This is a genomic window from Candidatus Peregrinibacteria bacterium (assembly GCA_030700255.1).
Lineage (GTDB): Bacteria > Patescibacteriota > Gracilibacteria > UBA1369 > JABINC01 > JABINC01.
The window spans coordinates 1-25,316 of the sequence record JAUYJN010000003.1 but is presented as its reverse complement, the minus strand read 5'-3'; the positions used below and the strand labels follow the sequence as shown (position 1 = coordinate 25,316).

Below are 25,316 nucleotides of genomic sequence, written 5' to 3'. Positions count from 1 at the left end.
GAGGTAAAATCTCACGTGCGCCGATGAAAATTGAGCTCGACGGCGTGATGCGATATCAACTTGAAAAAATGAAACACAAAATGAAGGTGCAATCCAACAAAGAAATATTGAAACGGCTTATACAAGCCCAGTTCGACCACCTTTTCCCCGGGGAAAATTTTGAAGAGGTGGAGGGTGACGGGGGAATTGCGGAGATTGTGGGCGGTAGAGCTGAGGCTGAGGTGGAGGGTGACGGGGGAATTGCGGAGGCGGTAGATCGTGAGGCAAAGGCGGTGAAGAAATCTAAGAAAATCACTCGTTACATCCCAAAACAAAAAAGAACAGAAACCCTCACAAAAACAGGTGGCAGGTGCAGCAGTCCGAATTGCGAAAGGCCGGCAACGGAGTTTCATCACAAAAATGGCTATGCGAAGACCAAATCTCACGACAATCTCATAGCGCTGTGCAAGCTTCATCATAGGATTACACATGCGGGAATATATCGCGAGCCTACAAAAACAGATCTGCTTTATTTGGAACACAGAAAACTGGCACTTAGGTAGAGTGGGGCTGGCTGTAGGTAGGTGGTACTTGAGGGAAAGGTGGTTTAAAAAAGTATGCCACACTTAATTTTAACTTTTTAGCCCACAAAATTCTTCATAGTGTTCACGTGAACACTTTTGGAGGTGAGAAAATAAGTTGTGGGATAATCAAGACTTCTGTATTATCCTTTAAACCACATCTACCAGCTAAAAAAGCCTGAAAAAGTTTACCCAAAGTGTTTGATGAGCCAACTTTATTTGACAATGAAAGCTCTTGATAGTAAGATCATGTCACCATAACCTATGGTTATGGTTGTTAAGTAATTTCTAATCTGAATATAATATGAAGAAAAGTCTAAAGCTAGCATTGCTCCTACCGGTATTATTACTTGTGGTTGGTTGTAGTGGTGGTAACTCTGAAGCGGATGATGCAAAGGCAATGAAGGGTACTCAATCAGCCTCGTCAATTACGATTTATAACAATGACTATGACTTCGGAGATATTCCAATCAATGGGGGGAAGGTAAGTGTTGAATTTCCATTTAAAAATTCCGGACAGGACTCTATAGTTATATCCGAAGGGATTACTACATGCATGTGTACTGAAGCGGTTGTTGAAAGTAATGATGGCATAGTTTCGCCAACACTTAAGATGCCGGCACATGGCAATGCAATAGCACAAGTTAACCAGGTTCTGGAATCCGGGGAGTCCGCGAAATTAACTGCGACATTCGACCCTATGGCTCATGGACCCGGTGGAGTTGGGCCAATTACACGTGAGGTTATACTAAAAACAAATTCTACCGTACTGCCTGAGGTGAAATTTAAATTCAAAGGTAACGTAGTACAGTAAAATTAGTTATTTGTTGAAAATAAAATATGAAAGAAGTAAGCATAGCTGCGAAACAGATTAATGATTAAAGCGAATTAATCAAACATGTAAAATGGTAAAAAATATTTCAAAACAACGATTCATTTTCTCTTCCGAACAATTTTGGATATATGCAATATTATTTGCATTGGGAGTATTTGCACTTGAGATGTTTTTCCTCGGTATGTGGGCATTGCCAATAATTAATTATTCCATTCTCTACATGGCTGAGGTGAAAGTTCTTGATATCATCTTCACTGTTCTTTTCGCATTGGTATTTGGATTCGGAGCTGGGATGTTTTTCCTCGCTAAAAAGACAAATACAATGGCATGCGCTATTGGCTCAGGCTCTGGTTTGCTAAGTTTCTTCACATTGTTATGTCCGGTTTGTCCGATATTTTTCCTCGCATACTTTGGTTTATCTACATCGGTTTTAGTTTTGGTCCCGTATTTTTGGATTTTCAGAATTGTTGCATTGGTGATTTTAATTATAGGACTTATTTTATTATGGAGAGGAATCCAGCCACGCAAACTCCCTTCTATAGATAGACATTTGGTTTTTCAAAAATCCGCAGTGGCGTTGATTATCATTCTGTTTTTCTCGAACCAGGCGATGGCAATATCGATGGGTAATAAGATGCTTGGTAAACATAGTATGGGGGTTGAACTATCGGGCGATTTCGCAAAAGATGTGTATGCCCTTACGGTTCCCTTAGAAATACCATTTTATGGTGAGGAACTGGGACTGGATTATTCCGGTGTAAAGGCGATTAACGCTTCAATTAGCAAGCTTGCCATTATGGCGCCGAAACAAGGTTCTCATCCTATAGAGCTAAATCCTGAGGAGATGAAACGTTACATAGCGATTGGAACCGAGCCACTGATAACTTGTGAATTTTGTTGTGGTGTAAAAACTTTAGTTCGAAAAGATGGGACTCCAACGTGCGGATGTGCGCATTCGATAGGTATGCGAGGTACTGCGGCATATTTGATACGTAATTATCCGGAAATAACTAATGCTGAAATTTCTTATGAATTAATGCGACAAAAGAGTCTTTATTTTCCGAAGCAGATGCAAGAAAGAATGGCTACAGAGCTTGCAGGAGACTCGGCTGATTTTACACCGGATATCAAATACCTTACAAAAGATTTAACTCCTTTAGAACTTAAAAATCTAAATAAAAAAGCTCAGGAATCAGGTTTCGTGCCGCAGGATTCTCCAGATATGGTAGGGGGTTGCTAGTAAGCCGAATACTACATAAATAAAAAATAATTTTTAATAATTTTAAAATGTTTTCACAAAAAACAACATCGATACTACTTATAGTCGCCGTAATAATACTTTCTTATCAGACATATGCGCTTAGCAATTTGAGTAGTAAATTGGAGCAGGCAAAGGTCGGGCTCAGCGGTGGTGGGGCAGCAGTTGATTTCTCAAGTGAAGGTGTTCCGGATATGGTAGGGGGCTGCTAAATGTTCTAAACAAATTAAATACTAATTACGTATTATGAAATCAACTGAAACAAAGTCTCAAGATAAACAAAAAAAGACAAAATTGAATTATAATAATATCCTTATTGTTATTTTAGCAATTGTACTGTTTGCCAACTTGGTAGCGATGCTATTTTTTACTTCAACGGTTGGTGGGAAGCTCGATGAAGCTATAGATCTGACTAAGCCGGAGGAGGGTACTTTGACTTTGATAACTCCTGAAGATTGTCCACAATGTGTAACTTTGGATCCACAGAAAAAAGGTATCTTAGCACAAAATGTTGATTTTGAAGAGAAATCGATAAACGCTTCGCAGGCGGATGGCAAAGCTATGATAAGTAAATATAACATAACACATCTACCGTCTCTCGTGCTTGAAACTGATGAGAAAATCAAATTACCACTGATGAGTGTGCTTAAAACAGGGGCACGTGAGATTGATGAAAGTACACTTGTATGGGAGCAAGCGCAGGCACCGTATTTTGATTTGCAGGATTCAATAACAAAAGGTTTGGTGGATATTATATTTTTGACGGACAGTAGTTGTGCAACTTGTTATGATGTTAAAGTTGTCCAAAAATCAATTTTAAAAGGATTTGGTATGTATATTAATTCAGAAAAAACATTTGATATAAGTGAAGCGGATGGGCGTGAGCTTTTAGAGAAATATTCAATCACGAATGTTCCAACGATAGTTTTATCGGAGCAAGCAAGCTCATACCAATCGCTAAATAAGGTGTGGAATCAGATAGGCGATATCGACAAGGATGGTAGTTTTGTTGTCCGAAAACTAAATGTTCTTAATGTTATTTATCACGATTTAGAAACAGGTAAAATAATGCAAGCAACAAAGAAGTAAGTTTCGGGATATAGGTAAAAAATAGTTCCTAGAAATTTTCCAAGAAATAATCAATCATCACAATGATTTGAATTCATGCGCCTTTTGTTGCTGAAATAACTGCGCTGAGCTAAGCATCGGTACCTTTGTAAGCCTTTCCGTCTACCGTCTTTTTTCACCTTCCCCGTTTTCTAACTTTCAAAAGTGTTCGGACGAACACTTTTAGCCTCGTGTAATGGCGGAGGGAAGCCATTTTGATTTCAAAAAAGTTGAGGAGGGAAAGATAGACTTCCCAGAGGATGAAGGGAAAGATCGGTTTTAAGGACGAGCGGAATGATAAAGATTGCCTCCGCCACAAAATTTTCCCCGGGGAAAAAGTGGTTGAGTTGGGCTTGTATAAGCCGTTTTAGTATTTTCTTGTTGGATTGTACCCTCATTTTGTTCTGAAGAATTGTTTTGTGAAAACGAGTTATTCGTCACATCCCCTCGTTTTCTTTTTCACTTTTATCGAACCGCATACACAAGCCTTTTTTTAAACATAGATTTGAGCATTAAAATGTAAACCATGTTCAATAGCTTACCTAAGCCAAAGCCTAAGCCCCTCAGTAAGCCAAAGCCGAAACTAAACAAAAAGAGGAACTATTTTTTACCTATATCCCAGTTTTTATCACTCCGGACTTAAGAACCCCGCGCATACGCGCGGGGTTCTTAATTTACATTTTAGATTCATCGATATCTACAGAAATATTCACAGATGCTTCCGGCATATTTGGGTCATTTGTTTCTAGGAAAACAGTTCTTTTGAATTTATCCTTTGGCTCTTCGTGTACGGTCGGATCAAATGTAACAACCATCTCCGTACTCTTTCCAGGCTCAATACTTTTGTTTGCAATTTCAGCACTAGTGCATCCGCAACTTGTAGATATAGTCCCAATTTCAAGTGTCTTAGTCCCTTCGTTTTTTACTATAAATATCGTTTTAGTGACTGCTTTTGGAGATACAATCCCCATGTCCTCAGAGTCGCGATCAAAAGTTATCTTTGCACCTTCTAAATTAGAATTTTTTTTTTGCTCAGTAGTTGCGTCTTCCACCAAAGCTTTCCATTTTACAACCGGTAATTTGTCTTCTACCCAATGCGTGAGACCTCCATGCATACTTTTTACATTTGTATATCCGAGTGTAGTTAGTAGCTCATAAGCTTGTCGGCTTCTGTTCCCACTCGCGCAATACACGACGATTTGATCATCTTTTGAGAGCCCATTTTTTGTCATCGCATCCATGGATATAGAACCAACCGGTAGGTGAATTGCACCTTCGATTACGCCTGTGTCCTTAGCTTCAGAATCTTCACGTACATCGACGATTTTTATATTCTTTTTCCCAAGAATTGATTTCATAAGATCTACGACACTTATTTCATACGCAGGTAAATCATCATATTCATCGTCATCGTGATCACCCATCATTGCATCCATAGCTTCTTCAATATCTTCATCACTCATCATGCCTCCATCCTCCATCACATTTCCCCCCACTTCGTGCATGCTTTCAAAATCTTCTTTTGAAAGAACATTACCTTTGAGTGAGAATCCTGTAACAGTTCCTCTTTTTTCTTGGAAATTCTCTTTGGCGATCTCACTCGGTTCAGAGCTTGTTATAAGTACAACGCTTCTTTGGATAGGACCAACCGCTTGCGGTCCATGAGCCATAGGGTCAAATACGGTGTGGATAGTAAATTCCTCTCCTGGTTTTACTGCATACACCCAATCCATAGGATTGTTGTGCATCCCGAATTTTGGTGAAGTTGTGCCATCCGGAAGTTCTATCTCGGCAGTTGTACACATACATGAAGTTGCCGCACCTTTGAGATAAAGATCCACATCACTGTCATTTTTCATCATAAAATCATGTGTTGCGTAGCCACCTGCAATATTTACATCTCCCCAGTCATAGTCCATAGTATCCATCATTTGGATCATTCCGGAATTTGTTATGCCTCCGAATTCCGGATTTGTACGATCGCTAATATCAGCACATCCGGCTAGTACTAACATAGTTGCGGCTACGGTCACGAGAAGTAGTAAGATTTTCTTTTTCATAGTAAGAAAGTTAATTAAGTATTATTAGTGTATATATTGTATAGAGTTTTGACTTGGATTTATCTTGAATTGTATACTCCCATGGGTATAGTACAAGTGTAAAATTTAAACATAAAATTATGAAAGAAATCACAGCCAAAGAATTTGAGAATATTTTGAAAGAAGGGCATGAGAATGCATTGTTTCTAGATGTGCGAACTCATGGAGAATATAAAGCATGTCACATAAATGGACTCAAAAATATTCCACTGGATGAATTATCGAAACATATAGAAGAACTGAAAAAATATGACACTATATATGTATCATGCGGTACCGGAATGCGAAGCCGGAAAGGTTGTGTGAATTTGAAATCTTTAGGACTTACAAATGTAGTCAATGTACAGGGCGGGCTCGAAGCATGGAAATTAATTGGTTGCCCGGTAAACAAGGGGAAGTAGGAGCCGGCCTGCTGTTCACAGGCCTCAGTGGCACTTGCGGTATGGCGATCTTGCTTAGTAAAATGCCTTGGAATAAATAAATACGAATAGATATATAGAAACAAAAACGTAACCTTCTAAAAATAGGTGCATTTTATATTTATGAAAGAAAATTTTAATATGGCAACCAGGCTTGCCTATCACATAAAAATATTGTATTATAATAAATAGTTAATAATCAAACATATGAACATTATTCGAAAAATATTTAGGTCTATGACTATGGTAGTACTAAGTGTACTTATCTCGGGATTTACAACTCCGGTTGTGCCCGTTGCTAATGCATTTAGCGATGTACCGTATAATTCTTATTATTCAGAGGCTTTAACTTGGTCTGTGAATGAAGGGGTAGTTGATTCTAGGGATCTTTTTTATCCCGGTATCCCACTAAAAAGGTCAGAACTGGCGAAAATGACCGTAACTGCTATGCAAGTTCCACTCGATACATCAAACGGTCCATCCTTTTCGGATGTACGTCAAAATGACTGGTTTTATTCTTATGTGGAAACAGGTGTGAATTTTGGTGTTTTGACCGGTTATACGGATTATAGAGGTCTTCCCAGTGGGTACTTCGGACCTGCTAACAATCCAACCAGGGCTGAGGCGCTGGCCGCAATTATGCGTTCCTTTGGTTTTGCGTTAAATGACGGTGAATGTAATACGGTTTTCCCTGATATAGATTACAATGCATGGTATGCACCATATATGGAGAGTGCATGTGCCTATGACATATTACGTGGAGATTTAACCGGTCATGCGCGGCCGGCTGACACGATAAATCGTGCTGAATTCATCACTATGTTATATAGAGCTGCAACTTATTTTGATGAAGGCGAAGGAAGCGAGCCAATTGATACTAATACAAATACTCAACCAACTAATACTACACCTTCAAATGGCAATTCAACTTTGATGATTTCGGTTGCGCCATCAACCCCGGTTCCGACTATGATTCCTGCGGATGCCGCAGCAGTTGAGTATACTACTTTTGCACTTACTGCACTTGGTGATGATGTGCAATTCAACGGAGCGAATTTATGGAGAACCGGACTTGGTTCACATAATAATTTCAGTAATGTTTGGTTTTCAGTTGATGGATTTATGCTTGGTTCAAGTCGTACTATAAATTCAGATGGTTACGCCGGTATGAATCTTGGACGTGATTATATTTTAATACCGGAAGGTCAGACAGTGCTTGTAGATATTAAAGCCTCTATGAGTTCGACTGTCGGTGCAAATTTACAAAATGCTCTTGGGTTTAGATCGGCGTCTGATATTTCTTCTGATGCGGATACTGTCCAGGGTAGCTTCCCAATATTCGGTAACTACATGATTACATCTTCGTATACGGCAGGTAATATTACATTTTCAAATGATGGTAGTAGCACCGCAAATGTTAATGTTGGTGATAGTCAAGTAACGATAGGTCAGTTCACACTTGAAAATAACTCTGACAATAGAGAGGATTTGGTGATATCAAATATGGATTTTGAAATTAATGGAAGTGGAGATTTTACTTCTTTGGATAATGCGGCGATTTATTATCTTGGTGAAAAAGTCTCAAACACAGTAACTCCGATGGATGATCATTTGAGATTCACATTCCTTGATGGAGGATATTTATTACAAGATGGTGATAGCGAGGATTTCAAAGTAAAAGCAGACATCGTTGGTGGTGATGATAATGATACTATTCGTTTAAAAATCGATACTGACAACGATATCACGGCTTTCCTTGCAAACTCTTCCAGAGCATTTGCACTAAATGTTAATAGAGTAAATCCTTCAAATGGAGATTTATCTACATACATAATCAAAGCTGGAAATATTACATTTGCGCGTCATTCATCTTCACCGTCCTCGACAAATCTTCCTCCGGATACGGACAATGTAACATTCTTGGTTGCACAATTGACTGTTGGTTCAGAGGTATATGTAAATGAAATGAGAGTGTATATGGATACGGCATTGCGTACAGCTGCAAATGGAACGACAGTTATGGATTCAGCGATTTGTGCTGATACGGTTACTCTTAACAATGTTATAAAAGCAAAAATAGATGATATTAAAATATGGAATGGATCTCGTATGGCTGCCGGTGGTGCAAACATACTTGCATCTTTGAGTGCCGGATCATTCTCAAGTCCTACATGTACAGTTGCAAATGCTTATTATACATTTAGTGATAACTTCCAACTTCATGCCGGATTAAATATGTTATCTATAACTGCAGATTTGAGTAGGTTTGTGAGTGCGGGTGAAACATTCTCACTTTCATTCGACAATATTCCATCTAGCTGGTTTGCAGCTGAGTACTACCAAAATGGTGATGATATAACATCAAGTGAAATCAATGGTTCTGCGACAGGTTCAATCTTTACTATAGAAGAGGGTGGATTTGTGCTCGCTAGACAAGACGGATATTCAGATGGACAAACTATTGTCGTAGGAGCGATTGATGTACTACTTATGACATTCAAACTTGAGGCAAATGATACTGGAGATGTTCGTGTTACAGCTCTTACAGTAGAGGATGGAATAGTTGATGTTGATGGTTCGCTTATAACCGGAATCGGTGTCTATGATCACGATACAGGTCAGATGGTTGTGAGAAATATTCAAAACCTTGGTTCTGACGATACAGCTCAATTTACAGGTCTTAATATAGTTGTACCAAGTGGTGGATTTAGACTGTTCGATGTTCGAGGTACTATATCTACAGCTTGGGATCCGGCGGACGATATACAGTTGTTTGTTACAAATGTTGCAGCCAAAGATTTAAATAATAATGATGCGACCGTAGCTTACCCTGATTGTCAAATATCCGGATGTAGTCCAAATGATGCGATAGCAAGTGCAAACTTTGATCTTAGTGGTACTGCTGAAATCGTAATCGCATTTGATTCGCGAAATGATAACAATTATGACGGTATCAAAACTCCTACCGGTACTTGCAGCAATTACTTGGGTTGTGCGAAGAAAGTTGCAGAACTTGAAATCCACCCGGTAAATGATGATGTACAGTTACGTAAATTGGTACTTGCCAATGATGATGACAGTGCAAATTATGCATCTAGATTTGGAACATTCTTCCTAGTCGATGAAGCGAATGGTACGGTTATAGATACAGGATCTATGAGTGATTCAGGTGGATCTGCGGATGGCCTTGTTACATTCAGTGGATTTGGTTACACACTGGCAAACAATGGAGAGCATAGTCTTGGAGTTTATGCAGCTATACAAAATATAACTACATTAACTCAAACAGGAGGTGTGTTAAATCTTTACTTACCGGGACTTTCGAGCACATATGTAGAATTCTTATCGAACTCTATAGGTGTAAATATCGGATCAAGCTCACTGACAAATAATGCTACATTGAGTAGTCCTCGCATACAATCATACGTAACACGTAAGACTAAACCCACTATTACTTATAACTTGTCCAGTAAATCTATAGGAGGTGTACAACAAAGTAAATATGAGGTATATGAGTTTACAGTTGCGGCTGATAGTAGCGGTACGGTTGAATGGCAAAAAATGACATTCAATGTTAGCGAAACAGCAGGTGTGATGTCTTCAAATTACAAGCTTTACGTGAAGAATCAAAGTACGCCTTTGAATGCGGCGGGAGCCTCTGTAGTTGCTGGAAAAGTGGTAATAACACCTGACTCAATACAACAAGTTCCAAATTCCGGCAGCGTTACTTATATTCTCAAAGCAGACTTCCTTGTAACAAATTCATTTGAATCTCAATCTGTTGGAATAACATTAACTGCAGATCGTGATACGAGTCTTGCGACCGGAACTATTGCAAGCTTGGCTTCGGCAGATTTTATATGGAGTGATAGATCAGATTTAAATCACAACGCTACTTCTGCGGATTGGACTGATGGATACTTGGTAGATTCTTTTGACATTGCAACGGTCAACGTAGGGTATCAAGGTACCGGATACTAAATAGAGGCAAGACTAAAAACGGAATTAATAAAAGGGCCGCCGCAGGCGGCCCTTTTTAAGTCTTCATCTTCTTCTCAAAATCCAATCTTTTTTTCAGCTTCTCATTGAATACTTTTTTGATTTCATCCGGATGGAATATGCCTTCTTCAGTGATAATTTTTGTCACTAGATTTACATCGACCCTATCATGAGAAAATTTAATATGTTCAAAATCAATTGATTTCGTATGGTGAGATCGATTCTTGGAATGTGTAAATATTTCTGTGCGTTTTTCGGCCTTCCATAGGCTAAATTTACCTGTCGTAAGGAACACATAGATAGGTTTTTTCTTCAAATGGAACTGAGCAATAATCGCATTTGCTCCGGTATCCATAACAAAATCTATAGTTGATTTTAGTGTCAAAGCTCCGAAAAACAACATATCTATATTTTCATCCAAATGTGAAACCATGTAAGAAGGTACCACTTTGTAAGGGATTGAATTCGCATGTAGGAACTCGATAATCCGACCTGTTTTATCAAAATCTTGTTCAGCCACTATTATTTTAAATTTCTGTTTTTTGTTTTTTGCATGGAGCAATACATGCTCAAGCGTACCGCTATGATTGTAAATTAATATGGTTTTCCCATTTAATTTTATCTTCTCAGATATTTTTATAATTTCTTGTCTTCTACGGTTTTTTTCTTTGATTAGTTCTTTTAAATATTTTAGGAAAATCTTTTTTGGCACTTGAAAATGTTCCGGATGTTTGTGGTCCTGCGCATATACATACCTCAATAATTTAAAAAAACTATCTATGATGATTGCGTATTTTGGCTGCGTCGCCTGCACGTCCAGAGTTAACTCTTTTAGCTGTGAATAAAAATGATGTAAGTCGTTGGATTTCACGTCCTTGAGTGCATCATAAAGCGCCTCTAGAGTGAGTGTACAAAGCTCGGTGGTACCGAGATCGATTTCTATCTCACGGAATAATTGAGATAATCTGTCATTGAATGTATGAGGCATACTAAATCATTACGCGATAAAATAAGTAAGCGGAAGATAGTCCGAGGGACAGTATAGTCAGAGGGAATCCATATTTAAAAAACTGTAGGAATGAAATATGCACATTATCTTTTTTTGCAAGATCAAGACCTATGACGTTGGCAGAAGCTCCTATCATAGTTCCATTTCCTCCGAGACAAGCTCCGAGTGAGAGCGCCCACCAGAGTAGTGATGCATCGACATTTGGATCGATCTGAGCTTGGATGCTAAAAATCACAGGGATCATTAAAGTTACGAAAGGTATATTGTCGAGTATCATAGAGGTAAAGCCTGAAACCCAAAGTACAGTAAGAAGTAAAGTGATATATTTACCATCCGAAAGTTGCAAAATCATATCGCTGATTTTCTCTAGTAATCCCACATGTTCTATAGCGCCGACCATTACAAATAATCCGCAGAAAAAGAGTAGGGTTGCCCACTCAACTTTTCTGAGAGAATGCTCAAACTTTACTTCTTTGGAAGATATAAGCAGGAGAAGGATCGCTCCGGAAAATGCAATTACTCCGACATTAACACCGAGAGATTTTTGGAAGAAAAATCCTAGTATCGTAAGTATAATAACTGATATGGATTTGATCATAAATACTCGACTTAGCTCTATATGAAGAAATTTATATGCGATTTTACGAATCAGCACATGGCTCAAAAACAATTTCCTCAAATCTGATGCGATCGGCTTGAAATGGTTTTTCCAATGGGTTGTTACAAATATCAAAATAATAACTGTCAATGACGCGAGTACAGGTAACCACAAATTTTGTATGAACTGAATAAAGCTTAATTTCACCGCTCCACCGATGATTATATTAGGTGGATCACCGATAAGGGTTAGAGTACCTCCAATATTTGAAAAAAGTATTTCAGCGATGATATATGGTTTTGGATCTCTACCCATGCCTTTGACCAAAGAAATAGTAACGGGCACTATGAGTACTATAGTTGTCACATTGTCCAGGAATGCTGACAAAAACGCTGTAGTAAGCGAAAAGAGTAAAAATATAAGCAGTGGATTCCCCTTGGAATACCTTGCCATTTTGACTGTCAGCCAGGAAAAAATCCCTGATTCTCGAGAAACCTCCACAAGAAGCATCATCGACATGAGCAGGATAATTGTTTCAAATTCGATACTTTCTATAGCCTGATGAAAGTCGATTACACCAAAGGCGATCATCAAAATAGCACCTAGCGAAGCCAATATAGCCTTATCGTACACTTCAAATATTATCAGTACAAATATAGCGATAAATATGAGGGCAGGTAGTAACATATGACTATTGTTCAAGGTTCGCCGAGAATCCTATGCTTGCTCACAAAAAAAGTCTATGCGAATTTTCAATATTTCACTAAAGCTTTACTATCTTCTTATCTTCACCAAATCTTCATTATGCAACCTCACCACCTCGCGCCCTCGTCGCCTCACCCTCACGACTCCAACCTTCGTCCCTCCACCTCGCCCTCACAGCATTTTCTTTGCCAAATAATTCGAATTTACACTGTGCACAATATCATGATGAGCTCGACAAAGTGGTCTCAACAATGCCGGATCATGACTTTGGCTCAATGAAAACGGAATCGTGTGATGGATGTGTTCAGCCGGCTTCCCCATATACGCTTTTCTTCCCTCTTCTTTCGCCCTCACGATCTCTCCGATTTCGGCTTTCTCTTGCTCTATCTCCACTTCTCTTTTCTCAAGCATTTCCAAAAGAATCTCATTCACATCATGACCTTTTGAATGCAGTTCATTTAACTTGCCCACTACCTCATCGCTCAACCCGAATTTCATCACCGTCACTCGTTCAACTTCCTCACTCAACTCATCTCGTCCGCCCAAATGCCGCAGCTTCGCTTCGGCAGAGGTCTGCACGTGCAGACTTTTTGGGTCGATTCGTGGCTCAAATAAGCCATTTTGGCTTCGCAAGGTAGAGGCGAGTTTAATGTCTTTGACGAAAACTTCGAGGGATCGGTTTGATAAAACTTTGGCGCTCTGCGCCAAAAATTCTTCGTTCTCAGGATTTGCAATCGAGACAATTCTCGCGAGTTTATTGATGCTGAGAGCACCTTCCGAAAAAACCGCCTTCAAAGTCGGCTTGTCTTCAAAACGTTTTTCGATATTTATAGCCAAGCGAATTTGGTTTTCGCTGAGTCCCGCCATGCGTTTGCCAAATTCAAAAATGCTTGCGAACCCCTTTTTTACAAAAAGTTGTCGGCGATTCACTTCCGGCAAAAGCCCTATGAATTTGCGACGCCACAAAATTGTTTGAGTGCCGTATTTTTTGCAAAGTGAGAGGAGTTTCTCATCGGAGAAATTTTCAATAGTTGAAGTGATATTTTTCATGGTTTTTTGATTAGAAATTAGTTGTTTATTGGAAGAAAATACTAACAAAAATTCGTCAAAATTGCTAGGCGAAAACTGGCGAAAAACACCAGTCACAAGCCAAAAATCACCATTTCGAGTTGCGTGAGAATGAAAATGTTTTGTGGTATGCACGTGCTCACCTGCGCGGTTCGGGAAAGTAGGTGAAGTGAAGGTCAAAAGGTGCGAGGGAATAACGGAGGTCGTGGGTGGAAAATGACGGGGGGCGTAAACACCGGCGCAAAAACTGGTGAAGCTCCAAAAATATATGATTGCGCAAAATGTAAAAAAATGCTAAAATATAAAGATTTTTTTAAAAAATAACAATTAAAAACATAAATAAATTTTTAACCAAAAATAAAATGGGTAAAATTGTAAACTCTTTGTTCTTTAGGAAAGTAACTTCCGTAATCGGTATTTTTGCGATCATAAATTCTATGATAGTTGCGGTACCGACGGCTTACGCTGTCCCTGAGGCTGTGGATCCGGCAACCGCAAACTATATCGCGATCGACCCGGATATAGGAGGAGGAGACAGATCAACCATTACGGTTGGCTTCACGGAACCTCTTACGGACGCTAATAGTATTCTATGTGGCCAGGGTTTTCCTCCGACAAATTGTTATGATCCGGAGGGTGTCACTTTGGACGGAGGTGTGTGGAAGAACGGTGCAACTGCCAGTTCGGTGTTCCAAAGTCCGAGTGACGCGACGCAACTTATCGTGATTTTCAGTACGAATAATGTGATCGAAGGCGAAGGATCCACCATTAAATTTAATAATTTCGGAGGCATAGAGTCCGAGCAAACATTTATTCCGAATTACGTTGCTCCCGATGTGGAGACTTCGATCAGTGCCGTAAACTTAGTGGATCAAGATACGACAGTATTCGGATTGGGCGGAGATGATTTTTTTACCAGTTGGACGAATGCGTCTCAGAGCGCACCTACGGGTTTCACTCAAAACCGAGTCTATGTTGTGCCGGACGCCACGGATTTGACCGCGGCGAACGTTGATACCGTGGGCTGTGGAGGAAGCTCGTGTGATGCGCATATGTTTTTTAATTCATGGTCGTTTACTTCGGGTACATTGTCGTCTTTTTATTCTGCGGACAGCGCCGGTGGCGAGTGGGATGAGGCTACGCCTTACAAAGCTTGTATAGTGACAACGGCGACGACAAGTGAAATCAAATGTTCGAGTGCTTCCTCTGTAACATCGGATGATGTTGAGGATGACGACGCACCGTTCGTGGATCATTTCCCCGTACATACGGCGATTAAGGACGGTTCGAACGATGTAAATATATATGCGTCGATAAACGATGCACACACCCCCTTATCGGCATTTAACAATATCGGTGACGGAGGCTATTTCAAACTGAAATACTTTTCCGAAGGTAACTGGGATTCATCCTTGAACGGAGTTCAAGTAAACGGATCTTTGTTCAAGTTTACGGTGCCATTTGATTCCATACCGGCTGTTGATTCGACCTTCAGCTACTATCTGGTCGCAGCCGATACGGACGGAAATGCTGACGTGATTTGTGGAGATTTCTCGGCATCGACGGAAGCCGAGTGTCAGAGTGCTCCTTTTGTTGCGAATGTGATTTCAGGGGACACTACTGTAACCGTTAGCGGAACTGTGAAAGATTTTAACGATAATAATATTGAGGATGCGACAGTCATACCGGGAGGTTTGGCGGCGCCATCGGCGGTCGCGACCACCGATGTAGACGGCACTTACATCATTTCGGGTGTACCTGCCCAAAACGCGTATGATTTCGCAGCGTTCAAGTTGGGATACTGTGAGAGCGTGCGATTTGAAATTGTTGGCGCGTCGGATAAAACAGGTGTGGATATGTTTATAAATGATAATGCATGTGTAAATAACAGCGACCCAGGACAAGGTGGTTCGGACAGACCGTTTGTTATGGAAACCATACCTTGGCCCGGACAGTTTAATGTTTCTCCTTCTACGAATATAACGGTTTTTATGAGTAAAGATATGGGTTCGACAACGATCAATGATTCGGATCCGACGGATGCGGATGACAATATTTATCTTACACCCGATGATGGTACGACAAAGATAGCGGGTACAGTGATATATTGTGCGAACAGTGAAGCTCTGGGTCAGGCATGTGCTGAAGCTATCGAAGAAAATCAAACGGATGCGATTGTCTTCAATCCTACTTCGAGCCTGACAGCCGGAATGTATACACTTGTTTTGAAACAAGGCGTGCTGGACAATGCCGGAAGATCGATAGACGGTAGCAGGTCCGACGGAGGTCATGAACTCAACTTTTCGGTGGGTTCCGGTGTGTTTGATGCCGAGGCTATGACGAATTTCGGACAAAGCGGTGCTTATATGCCTCCGTACGTGGAATCTATAACTCCGCCTCCGGGTATTATGTCTCCGACAAATACGAAATTCGTTATAAAGTTCAATGACGCCCTCGACCCTGCAACGGTGACCTCCAATTCGGTTCAATTTTTGAATTCGAACAATGAAGCCGTTACCGCCACAAGAAGTGTCTCGAGCGATGGAAGGCGTGTAACTTTAAGTCCTTCGACTGCGCTTTCGGCCGGTGAATACAGTGTGATTGTGAAGGGAAGCGTCTCAACTGTGAACGGAATTACGATGCTTGATCCGGCCAATGTCGCGAGTACGGCTTTTGAAGCTCCGATAACCGTAGGTTCGAATGCGGATTCGACTGCGCCAACGGTTTATGCTTCCATAGCAGACGGTGGTATTATTCCTGTAAATGAGCCACTTCGGTTCGGGTTCTCCGAGTTCATGGCCGAGGGGACTTTGACTTCCTCCAGCGGAGGTATAACTTTGAAAAGAGGTAATACGAATATCTCGTTCACCACGGCTTACGATCCGGCGAGTTCTGAATTGGTCGTTCAGCCGACTTATGTTTTGCCACCGAGTACCGCCGTTACGGTTACATTTGTTAATCCGACCGTTACGGATCTTCAGGGGAATGTTATGGCTTCAACGATTTACAATTACACCACGGGTGCGGTTGATTCGGTATCTCCGGCGACGAACGGTAATAGTGGATGTGACGATTACAAATGTAGAATCTCATTTACGGAAACTATGAGGCACGGTGCTCAGACGGATTCGAATTATTCAAGTAGTGTGCTCAAGCCTGCGAACTTTAATTTGGTAGTGGGTGATACGATTGATTTGGCCGCGGAGGGTGTTACCTTCACTTATCAAGATGGCGGAGTCGATATCAATGGACTTAATCTTTTCGGAAGAATCGGGGACTCGTTTACCATGACGGTTACCGGCGTGCAGGATCTTTCCGGAAATTCGATTGCGACGGCGAACGATCAAAACAAGGTATACGGAACAATACAGAATTCATCAAATACATTCGGCTCGTTCGGAGGTGATCATGTTGCCATGTTCGGTCCTCCGACAGCCGGAGGAGGGGGGGTCGGTACGGCATTCAATGCCGGTGCCAGCGACCAAATGGGAGGGTTCTCATTTGCCGATGTTTTCGGCGGTAGCGCCACAATGGTGTTTCCGTCCAATCCTATGGCCGGAATTGATGCCGATGTAATGCAGATTAGATTCTCACCGGAAGCGGTACTTCAAGACGCCGATCAAATTGTTATTACATTTCCTACCACCACAGTGGTGACCGCTGCGAAACCTGATGCATGGTCTCCATATAAGCTGGACTTCAATGAACAGTGGGGAGAAGGAACGATAACATTCGATAATGATTTCGATACGGACGGAGTGTCCAACGATAGCCAGAGAAAGGTGGTGACTGTTCAATTGGACATAACAGGTACGCCGGATGCCAATGATTCTTATACTATTGACTTGAAAGGAATAGTGAATCCAACCATCCCAAAGGGCCCTTCGACTTCCGGATATACGGCGAACGTGAAGGTGCTCAGAGGAAATACGGAAATTTCCAACTCGACAAGTATGCCTTATTACATTGAGCAAGCGGGAGATAACACCTTGACGGTAAATGTTTATGCGGGTAACCAAGGTGCTCCGGACAACGTTGCCGGAGATGTATTTATCCATGGTTGGGGACCTACGGGTTCAATGAGTCGTGAGGTGACCTTGGCATCCGGTATTATCTCACAGGTGAACAATGTGAACGCCTCGACAGTATCGTATGCGTCGCTTCCGGACGGATGTTACAATATAGGTACGGAACCGTTTGTAACTTTGGGCGGTACGGACTACTTTGGAGAGGGGTTCGCGGAGCCGATTTGTCTTGAGGGCGGAGAAACCGTAAATCATGATATCATTCTTGCGAACGCCGCAAATACTGCCGGTGCGACGCTTACCGTGAAACTTGCGGGTATTGACTTCGAAGGAGAGGATGTCGAGATCTTTGCCGTAGGGCCTGGTAGATCCGTGGTGAAATCGTTGATGGCGCTTGACGCCGCTGATCCGGATGGTTATACATTAAAACTCCCTGCGAACGGTAACTGGTTCATAGGAGTCGGTCCTAGTATGCCAAAAGGTTCCATGGGCGCGCCAAAAGCTCTTCCGGGAGTATCTCCTTCAAATATGGAGATAAGAGTAAGTAATATAGATTCGACTCCGGTTATAAAACAAGGTTTTCAGCCGGGGCCTGGTGTAACTTTCGATGATGTTACCGATACGGTTACATTTACATTTGCGGCCGCTGACAAAACTGTAAGCGGTACGATCAAAGATGGAGACAATAACGCTATTTCCGGTGTTGATGTGGGACTTCACAGTCAAGGATTCGGTATGGGGGTATTTACCCAAACGGCAAATGACGGTACGTTCTCACTCAGCGTTTCCGAGCTCGGATCATACGAATTGGAAGCTCATAAATGGGGTCTTCCTTCGGTTAACAAGCATATTGAAATACGCGCCGGCAATCCTCCTACTATACACTTTAAAGGTAAACAAATTACAGGTGGCAACCCGCTTGTAATCAAGATGAAAAAAGCCGATTACAGCATATCCGGTAAGGTGCTTGATGCGAGCGGATCGGCTATATCGTGGTCGCCGGTGAGGGCTACGGATGAGAACGGTTCCGCCGTTTACGGCGGAACGGATGAGTCCGGTAATTACATGTTATTCGTCGGTGCCGGTACATGGACTGTGAAAGCCGAACTGCCTCCGGACAAATCCGAAGAGTGTGGTACGTATTCGAAGACTGTGACGGTGACAAACGAAAGCAAATCAAGCCAGAATCTTGAGCCGAGCGCGACCACTTGTTACACGCTTAGCGGTACCGTAACGATTGCGGGAAGCGCGATGGCGAACGGGTCTGTGATGATCGAGGAGTGGGATACCGTCAATAGTCGTCCTGCGGGAGGGGTGTTCAGACCGACTACCACAAATTCATCGGGTGTATATAGCGCGAAAGTATCGGGAAGCAAGACGTATCGAGTCTCGACATGGGATCCGACTTATGGTGAAGTTTCTTCCACCGTGGCCATAATGTCCGCAAATGCGACTAAGAATCTTACAAGCGCTTCAGCGGCGAACAACACATTCTCCTTCACAGGTTTGGACGAAGCTAAACTTGAAAATCTTGAAGGATTTATCGAACTTGAAAATACTTCGACTGGTGAAAGGAAATTTGAAAATATCAAGGATTTCAGTGAGTCGAAAATTGTCAAAGGCCTCGGTGACGAATTCAATTACAGATTGAATATATACGGAGTCGGGGATTATACGGGCACGGTATCCGCGAACGCAATTGAAGTTATAGATTTTTCCGCTACGATTACGGATATAATAACATATTCCGGAACTATCACGGATGACAATGGGGATCCGATTCCGAACGCGGCCGTGACATTGGACTCTACTATAAGCAGTGTCGTGCGAACCGCGGTAACGGATGCAAACGGTGATTATAGCGTTGACGTGAGAGATGGAACTTACCAAGTATCGGCAAGTCTGGCAAATCATTTGCCGAGTGCCAGGGTATCGGTAACATTGAATGCAGATAGCGCCGATAATGATATCAGTCTTATCAAAGCCGATGCGACGATAGAAGGTACGATCTACAAATGGGATGGTTCAACGCCTGCCGATTCGGGATTTGTGACAGCTACAAACACCTCTACCGGAGCGAAAATCACCGTTCCGATTGATGGAACGGATGGTTCGTACAGTGTGCCGGTCAGTGATGGTGATTGGTCTATAATAGCGGGTGGAGTTGTTGCGCATGACAAAAAAACCGGAGATACGATAGCTGTAGCCGGAGCGGACGATATCGGAAATAACATTACTCTTACGGCTAACGCCAACAAGACAAATTCGAGCGCGGTTAAATCGGTCGCGGCGAATGCAGGTGGTACTGTGGACGACACCGCCAATACCGGTGTTAGGGTAACGACCGGAGGAAGAGTGCTTACGACAGGTAATTCAAACGTTAACATAACAATTGAGAAAAACTACGAAGCAGGTGATACGTCGAATAATCTCACACTCGGTAACGTTGGATTTGAATTGACTGCGGTGGATTCATCGCAAAGTTATTCGGATTTTAGCGGTAACGTAAATCTTCAGATAAGCTATGCCGACCTTTTGACGGATCTTCCGGCCGGAGCATCGGAATCCGATTTGAAGCTCGCATATTATTCTACTGAAAAAGGTGAATATATACCGGTGGAAGGGGGATATACGGTTGATACTGCCAATAACGTGGTAACGGCAAATACAAACCACTTTACGACATTTGCACTTGTTGTACCGGCATCATCGGTGTCCTCAAGCTCAAGTGGAGTGAGTGGTAGTTCGTCATCACGTCGAGCAACTAGTGAAGTTGCACTAATCGATGGTGAAGAAGTCGTAGTGGAAGAGTGCGTGACTTCGGCGGTGGAGGCCGCGGAAGACGAATCGGCGGCTGAAGCCGCCGCGGCGGAATGTCTGCCTGCGGACGACTCGGACATCGCAACCGTGGAAGAAGAAAAATCCTATACCGAAGTTGATGAAGAAGCAGGTACGGTTACATACCTTGTACCACCTTCAGATACTTATGAAGTTACATTTACCGACATGGTTAATCACTGGTCGGAAGAGATCATTTCAGACCTTGCGGGTCGTGGTATAGTTGACGGATACGTCATCGATAACCATACAGAGTTTAAGCCTGACAAAGGTATGACTCGTGCAGAGCTTGTAAAAGCGATTGTACGTGCTATGGAGCTACCCATCCCGCTAGACTTTACCGCTGTTGACCTTGGATACTATGATGTGAGATCAGATAGTCTGTATGCGCCATATATATATGCTGCGCAGAAGGCTGGTATAGTTGATAGGGCTGCTACGTTTAGACCAAATGCAATTGTAAACCGTGCTGAAGCACTTAAGATTATACTCATTGGTGCGAAGGTAGATCTTATGGATTACCCTGATGGCATGCTGCTTCCATTCGGAGATGTGATGCGTGATGCATGGTTTAGAAATAACCTTAAATACGCATTCTTCCATGGAATTATTGGAGGGTATGATGTAGACGGTAAAAAAGAGTTCCGTGGTGCAAACACCGTAACTCGTGCGGAAGCATCGAAGATGATATCAAAAGTTTTCAGCTTTGAAGATGAGATAAGTCTAGGTGATATGCTAAAAGCATCATTCTTCAGAATGTTTAGATAGGCAAGGCGCGAAGCGCAACAATATCGAGTTAATCAATGATTGAACAAAAAGGGCGGCCCTTCGGGCCGCCCTTTTTGAATCAGAATTTCCCTAGAAAACGTCCGATGTTCGCATCCGTCCAAATATGTTTTTTGAGAATCGGTTTTTTGAGAACTAGGCCTTCGAAATTTGTGCAGCGACTTATCGCTACATATACTTGTCCATTGGCAAAAGCTCCTTGTCCTATATCTACTATAACTCTATCAAATGTCTTACCTTGGCTTTTGTGAATAGTAACCGCCCAAGCTAGACGAACAGGGTACTGAGTGAAGGATCCAATCACTTCGGACTCAAGTTTGGATTGTTCCTTGTTAAAAGAATAACGATACAGTTCCCATTTGTATTTTTGAACTCGTACTTTTTCCCCATCCAAAAGTTCTACTATGAGCTCATCTTCCTCGTTATCATCATATTGAATACCGGTCAATTTTCCGATCGTCCCGTTTACCCATCTACCCATAGAGTCATTGTTCAGAAGCATAACTTGAGCACCTATTTTGATGTCCAGACTCAAACTGGTTGGAATATATTTTGATTCAAATTTGCCATTTGTTTCACCATCATAAGTAATATGTCGAGTTCCCAATTTGAGTAATTCTTCTGAATTTATCGTGTCAGCGGAGGCGTTCGTGGTTGTGAGTGTGATATAAAAATCATCTGAATTTTGCATGCTGAAGTAGGGGATATACCTACTATTTAGATGTTGAATATCTTTGTGCTCGATACTGTTATTACGAATCTTATTTAGTAGTTCAATGAAGTCATATTCTTTTTGTCTGTAAATTTTACCGAGTTCTATGAATTCAATCTCAATTCGATCAAATGAATGTGCATCAAAAAAATACGGACTATTGTAATAAGTATTAAAAAACTCTTTTTCATCTCTGCCCACAACAGGAGGAAGCTGATACAAATCTCCTATAAAAATCATTTGTATGCCGCCAAAAGGTTTTTGAGTTTTCATGATCATGCGCAGCATGGTATCTATGCAATCGAGCAAGTCAGCTCTAACCATAGATACTTCATCTATCACTATCGTATCGAGTTTTTTCACTAATTCCTGGAATTTTGCAGAGGGCTTTTTTTTCTGGACGGTCTGTGGAGTTATATTCGGTGGAAAATGAAAAAAAGAATGAATTGTTTGACCTTTTACGTTCAAGGCCGCCACTCCAGTCGGTGCAAGTACGACTATCTTTTTCTTACTATGTTCACGGAAATACTCGAGCAGCGTCGATTTACCCGTACCGGCCTTTCCTGTCAAAAACACATTGCTGATAGTATTTTCAAGAATATCTAGCGCCCTCTTAAAATCCTCATTAATTTCTATTTTGTTTTTTGATTCCAACTTATAAATAAATTATTAGTAAAGTGAAGCAAGTATAGGTGAGTATAGGCTCGCCGTAAAGTGAAAATACAAACTTATTTATTTACCAATTTAAATAAGTGATTGTCAGTTGCAGGATTGTTGCAAACGAGACCCAAAGCAAGTAGGGGATGTTTGCGTATACGACCCATTTCGCATGTGGGAAGATTTTTACGCCAGCCAATATCAAAGTTCCAAGCACAAGGAGGATGTCAACTGCTGCAAGTAGGTTGTTTTGTAATCCAAACTGAATTGGCATAAAAGAAAAATTGAATACCAAGTTTAGGATAAACGGAAGTACTACAGAAAAAGATATTTTACGTTTGAAATACAAGAAAAAAACATATCCAAAAGTAATTGCGATCACCAAGTACAGCACTGACCAAACAGGCCCAAAAACCCATGAAGGTGGAGCAAATGATGGGCGAATTAACATTTCATACCAGGTTTGTGTTTCCATTTTTTATTTTTAATAAACTTTTTTTAGATTTTAGCACAAAGATTGGATAAACGGGAAATCTCTTTGAATAAACAATTGATAGTTTTTTTTATACAGCTTTCAGTTTACAGAAAGTTACGTTTTAAAGTCGAGTTTTCAAAAGAAAAGTTTAAAAAACAAGTAAGCCTTAAAAAGCAACTTTTTATGGAATGGGAAAGCTAACGATTTTGCCGGCGAAGCGCCGTGGTTCAGAGGATGTGCGCGCACACACGTCCTGAATGCCGTGTTTCAGACCTCATTCCCGGGAACAGTCGTTGAACGCCGTAGTTCAAGGTTCAATCTCCGCGAAAATGCTTTGAACGTCGTATTTCAGACGTCATGGTTAAAAACAAGCCATGAAGTATGTATTTGAGAGGTTATTTGATTCTATTATCACTTGCCATTTTACCTTAAAAACGGTATTTATCCTCAGGCAAAAGGCATAGCTTCTTTTGCCAAAAAAGGCGCGCAGAGCGCAACAATTATTAAGTATTTTATAAAAAGTTGAAAAAATGAGTCAAGGTAACATCGTTTTAAGTTTCGACAAAGTTTCGTTCCACTATGACGAGACAAAACCTATTTTAACAGAAGCGGATTTTACAGTTAGGGATAACGCAAAGATCACAGTTATGGGCCAAAATGGCGCTGGTAAGAGTACGATTTTCAAATTGATACTTGGTGCCGCCGGTATTAAGGATGCCGGAGAGGACGTGCTTCACAAGCCAACAGATGGCAAGATAAATATCTTCAACAAAGCAACTGTAGGAATCGGTCTGCAAGTTATGCCAAAGAAATATTTTGAATTAACAGTAAAAGAATACTTCGAAACTGCATTCACAGAAAAAACATACAACATTGAAAAACGTATCAAGGACGTATTTGAAGTAGTAAATTTCTCAACTCCACTCGATAAGAAGATTAGGGATTTCTCAGGAGGTCAGCTAGCTCGACTCCTCCTCGCGTACGCACTGATTCAACAACCAGATATTCTTCTTCTCGATGAGCCGACAAATAACCTCGATGCAGATGGTATTGGGCATTTGATCGGATTTTTGATGGGATATGAGAAGACAGTAATCGTGATTTCACATGATGCCGACTTCCTCAACATATTTACAGAAGGCGTACTCAACCTTGATGTATACACCAAAAAAGTCGAACAATACGTTGGAAATTATTTTGATGTTATCGAGCAGATCGCAGGCCGAATAGAAAAAGACAAGAGGGCAAACGCACAGCTCCAAAAAAACATTCAAGACCGCAAGGACAAGATAAATTTCTTCTCAAACAAGGGAGGTAAAATGCGTCGTCTTGCGAGCAAGCTTCGAGACGAAGTCGAAGAAGATGAAGAAAACATAGTTGGGATCAAGACAGATGACAAAACTATCCGTCCATTCAAGATCGAGGCTCAGCCTTGGTCAACTCCTGTTATAGAAATTTCTTCTATAGGGATTATTCGCAATCACGAAAGGAAGCAAAAAAAAGTTGGTCTCAAACTTTACCGTCAAACCAAGATGCAAATCATCGGCCCAAACGGAATAGGTAAAAGCACCTTGCTCCGAGAACTAGCACTCAGCGAATCCAAAGAGGCAGTTATTACGGAAGGCGTCAAAGTAGGGTACTACCAACAAGATTTCTCCGGACTTAATTTCGATCAAACAGTTTATGACGCACTGTATGATTCTATGGAGCAGCCAGTCATCGAAACAATCTACGCGACAGGGGCACATTTCTTGCTGACTTCACAACTCATGCAAAGCAAAGTGGGCTCGCTCTCCGAAGGTCAAAAAGGCCTTCTGTGCTATGCTCAATTCGTATTGCTTAAGCCAGCCCTCCTAATCCTCGACGAGCCCACAAATCACATCAACTTCCGCCACCTCCCAATAATCGCAAAAGCCATCGACGACTACGAAGGCGCCCTCATCATCGTCTCCCACATGGACGAATTCATGACCCAAATCACCCTGAATGAGACCCTTGATTTGGATGCACTGTAGGGGGAATTTCTGGCTTAAGGGAAAATTTTGCGGGCTAAAATATTGAGTTTTATGCTAGAGTAAGCTCTTAACCCTTAATATTTTTTGTTATGCAAAAAAAAATGCCCAAAATGCCTCAGTTTTAATACTAAAAAGAACGGTAAAAGAAACC

General features: G+C 41.4%; 15 protein-coding genes. 9 read left to right on the top strand and 6 right to left on the bottom strand.

Translation table 11 applies throughout. The features are described from left to right. From Q8P68_00360 to Q8P68_00340, 5 genes are all read left to right on the top strand, one after another. Positions 1–542, top strand: a 542-nt coding sequence (locus tag Q8P68_00360) for an HNH endonuclease signature motif containing protein (protein ID MDP4007627.1), incomplete at its 5' end; no start/stop codon positions are given. Between the two features lie 322 nt (positions 543–864). Beyond that, complete coding sequence (locus Q8P68_00355) at positions 865–1,374, top strand: DUF1573 domain-containing protein (GenBank protein ID MDP4007626.1); 510 nt, start codon at positions 865–867, stop codon at positions 1,372–1,374. Between the two features lie 91 nt (positions 1,375–1,465). Next, complete coding sequence (locus Q8P68_00350) at positions 1,466–2,635, top strand: hypothetical protein (protein MDP4007625.1); 1,170 nt, start codon at positions 1,466–1,468, stop codon at positions 2,633–2,635. 47 nt (positions 2,636–2,682) lie between these two features. Then, positions 2,683–2,865 carry a hypothetical protein gene (locus Q8P68_00345; GenBank protein MDP4007624.1) on the top strand — a complete coding sequence of 61 codons (183 nt, stop codon included), beginning with the start codon at positions 2,683–2,685 and terminating at the stop codon, positions 2,863–2,865. Between the two features lie 34 nt (positions 2,866–2,899). Continuing rightward, a complete protein-coding gene (locus Q8P68_00340) occupies positions 2,900–3,742 on the top strand; it encodes a hypothetical protein (protein ID MDP4007623.1) in 843 nt (280 codons plus the stop codon). Between the two features lie 692 nt (positions 3,743–4,434). Here the strand turns inward: Q8P68_00340 and Q8P68_00335 are convergent. Beyond that, on the bottom strand, positions 4,435–5,820 hold the full coding sequence (locus tag Q8P68_00335; GenBank protein MDP4007622.1) for a DUF1573 domain-containing protein: 1,386 nt from the start codon (positions 5,818–5,820) through the stop codon (positions 4,435–4,437). A gap of 119 nt (positions 5,821–5,939) precedes the next feature. Between Q8P68_00335 and Q8P68_00330 the strand changes: the two genes are divergently transcribed. Further along, a complete protein-coding gene (locus tag Q8P68_00330) occupies positions 5,940–6,260 on the top strand; it encodes a rhodanese-like domain-containing protein (protein ID MDP4007621.1) in 321 nt (106 codons plus the stop codon). A gap of 225 nt (positions 6,261–6,485) precedes the next feature. After that, on the top strand, positions 6,486–10,259 hold the full coding sequence (locus tag Q8P68_00325; protein MDP4007620.1) for an S-layer homology domain-containing protein: 3,774 nt from the start codon (positions 6,486–6,488) through the stop codon (positions 10,257–10,259). Between the two features lie 55 nt (positions 10,260–10,314). Here the strand turns inward: Q8P68_00325 and Q8P68_00320 are convergent, their stop codons facing one another. The 3 genes from Q8P68_00320 to Q8P68_00310 form a co-directional block, all read right to left on the bottom strand. Continuing rightward, complete coding sequence (locus Q8P68_00320; GenBank protein ID MDP4007619.1) at positions 10,315–11,265, bottom strand: hypothetical protein; 951 nt, start codon at positions 11,263–11,265, stop codon at positions 10,315–10,317. Position 11,266: 1 nt separating this feature from the next. After that, on the bottom strand, positions 11,267–12,571 hold the full coding sequence (locus Q8P68_00315; GenBank protein MDP4007618.1) for an ArsB/NhaD family transporter: 1,305 nt from the start codon (positions 12,569–12,571) through the stop codon (positions 11,267–11,269). 189 nt (positions 12,572–12,760) lie between these two features. Beyond that, a complete protein-coding gene (locus Q8P68_00310; protein MDP4007617.1) occupies positions 12,761–13,639 on the bottom strand; it encodes an HNH endonuclease signature motif containing protein in 879 nt (292 codons plus the stop codon). Between the two features lie 380 nt (positions 13,640–14,019). Between Q8P68_00310 and Q8P68_00305 the strand changes: the two genes are divergently transcribed. Further along, positions 14,020–21,288, top strand: a complete 7,269-nt coding sequence (locus Q8P68_00305) for a carboxypeptidase regulatory-like domain-containing protein (GenBank protein MDP4007616.1) — start codon at positions 14,020–14,022, stop codon at positions 21,286–21,288. 79 nt (positions 21,289–21,367) lie between these two features. On the opposite strand, the gene Q8P68_00300 is transcribed toward Q8P68_00305, so the two are convergent. Beyond that, a complete protein-coding gene (locus tag Q8P68_00300; GenBank protein ID MDP4007615.1) occupies positions 21,368–22,672 on the bottom strand; it encodes a DEAD/DEAH box helicase in 1,305 nt (434 codons plus the stop codon). Positions 22,673–22,754: 82 nt separating this feature from the next. Further along, positions 22,755–23,150 carry a TspO/MBR family protein gene (locus Q8P68_00295; GenBank protein ID MDP4007614.1) on the bottom strand — a complete coding sequence of 132 codons (396 nt, stop codon included), beginning with the start codon at positions 23,148–23,150 and terminating at the stop codon, positions 22,755–22,757. Positions 23,151–23,680: 530 nt separating this feature from the next. On the opposite strand from Q8P68_00295, the gene Q8P68_00290 reads away from it, so the two are divergent. Continuing rightward, on the top strand, positions 23,681–25,165 hold the full coding sequence (locus Q8P68_00290; protein MDP4007613.1) for an ATP-binding cassette domain-containing protein: 1,485 nt from the start codon (positions 23,681–23,683) through the stop codon (positions 25,163–25,165). Positions 25,166–25,316 lie beyond the last annotated feature (151 nt).

Excerpts from the sequence above, each read along its gene's own strand:
- Q8P68_00325 (MDP4007620.1), top strand. The coding sequence starts at position 6,486 with ATGAACATTATTCGAAAAATATTTAGGTCTATGACTATGGTAGTACTA.
- Q8P68_00335 (MDP4007622.1), bottom strand. The coding sequence starts at position 5,820 with ATGAAAAAGAAAATCTTACTACTTCTCGTGACCGTAGCCGCAACTATG.
- Q8P68_00340 (MDP4007623.1), top strand. The coding sequence starts at position 2,900 with ATGAAATCAACTGAAACAAAGTCTCAAGATAAACAAAAAAAGACAAAA.
- Q8P68_00295 (MDP4007614.1), bottom strand. The coding sequence starts at position 23,150 with ATGGAAACACAAACCTGGTATGAAATGTTAATTCGCCCATCATTTGCT.
- Q8P68_00320 (MDP4007619.1), bottom strand. The coding sequence starts at position 11,265 with ATGCCTCATACATTCAATGACAGATTATCTCAATTATTCCGTGAGATA.
- Q8P68_00305 (MDP4007616.1), top strand. The coding sequence starts at position 14,020 with ATGGGTAAAATTGTAAACTCTTTGTTCTTTAGGAAAGTAACTTCCGTA.
- Q8P68_00355 (MDP4007626.1), top strand. The coding sequence starts at position 865 with ATGAAGAAAAGTCTAAAGCTAGCATTGCTCCTACCGGTATTATTACTT.
- Q8P68_00315 (MDP4007618.1), bottom strand. The coding sequence starts at position 12,571 with ATGTTACTACCTGCCCTCATATTTATCGCTATATTTGTACTGATAATA.
- Q8P68_00290 (MDP4007613.1), top strand. The coding sequence starts at position 23,681 with ATGAGTCAAGGTAACATCGTTTTAAGTTTCGACAAAGTTTCGTTCCAC.
- Q8P68_00310 (MDP4007617.1), bottom strand. The coding sequence starts at position 13,639 with ATGAAAAATATCACTTCAACTATTGAAAATTTCTCCGATGAGAAACTC.
- Q8P68_00350 (MDP4007625.1), top strand. The coding sequence starts at position 1,466 with ATGGTAAAAAATATTTCAAAACAACGATTCATTTTCTCTTCCGAACAA.
- Q8P68_00330 (MDP4007621.1), top strand. The coding sequence starts at position 5,940 with ATGAAAGAAATCACAGCCAAAGAATTTGAGAATATTTTGAAAGAAGGG.
- Q8P68_00345 (MDP4007624.1), top strand. The coding sequence starts at position 2,683 with ATGTTTTCACAAAAAACAACATCGATACTACTTATAGTCGCCGTAATA.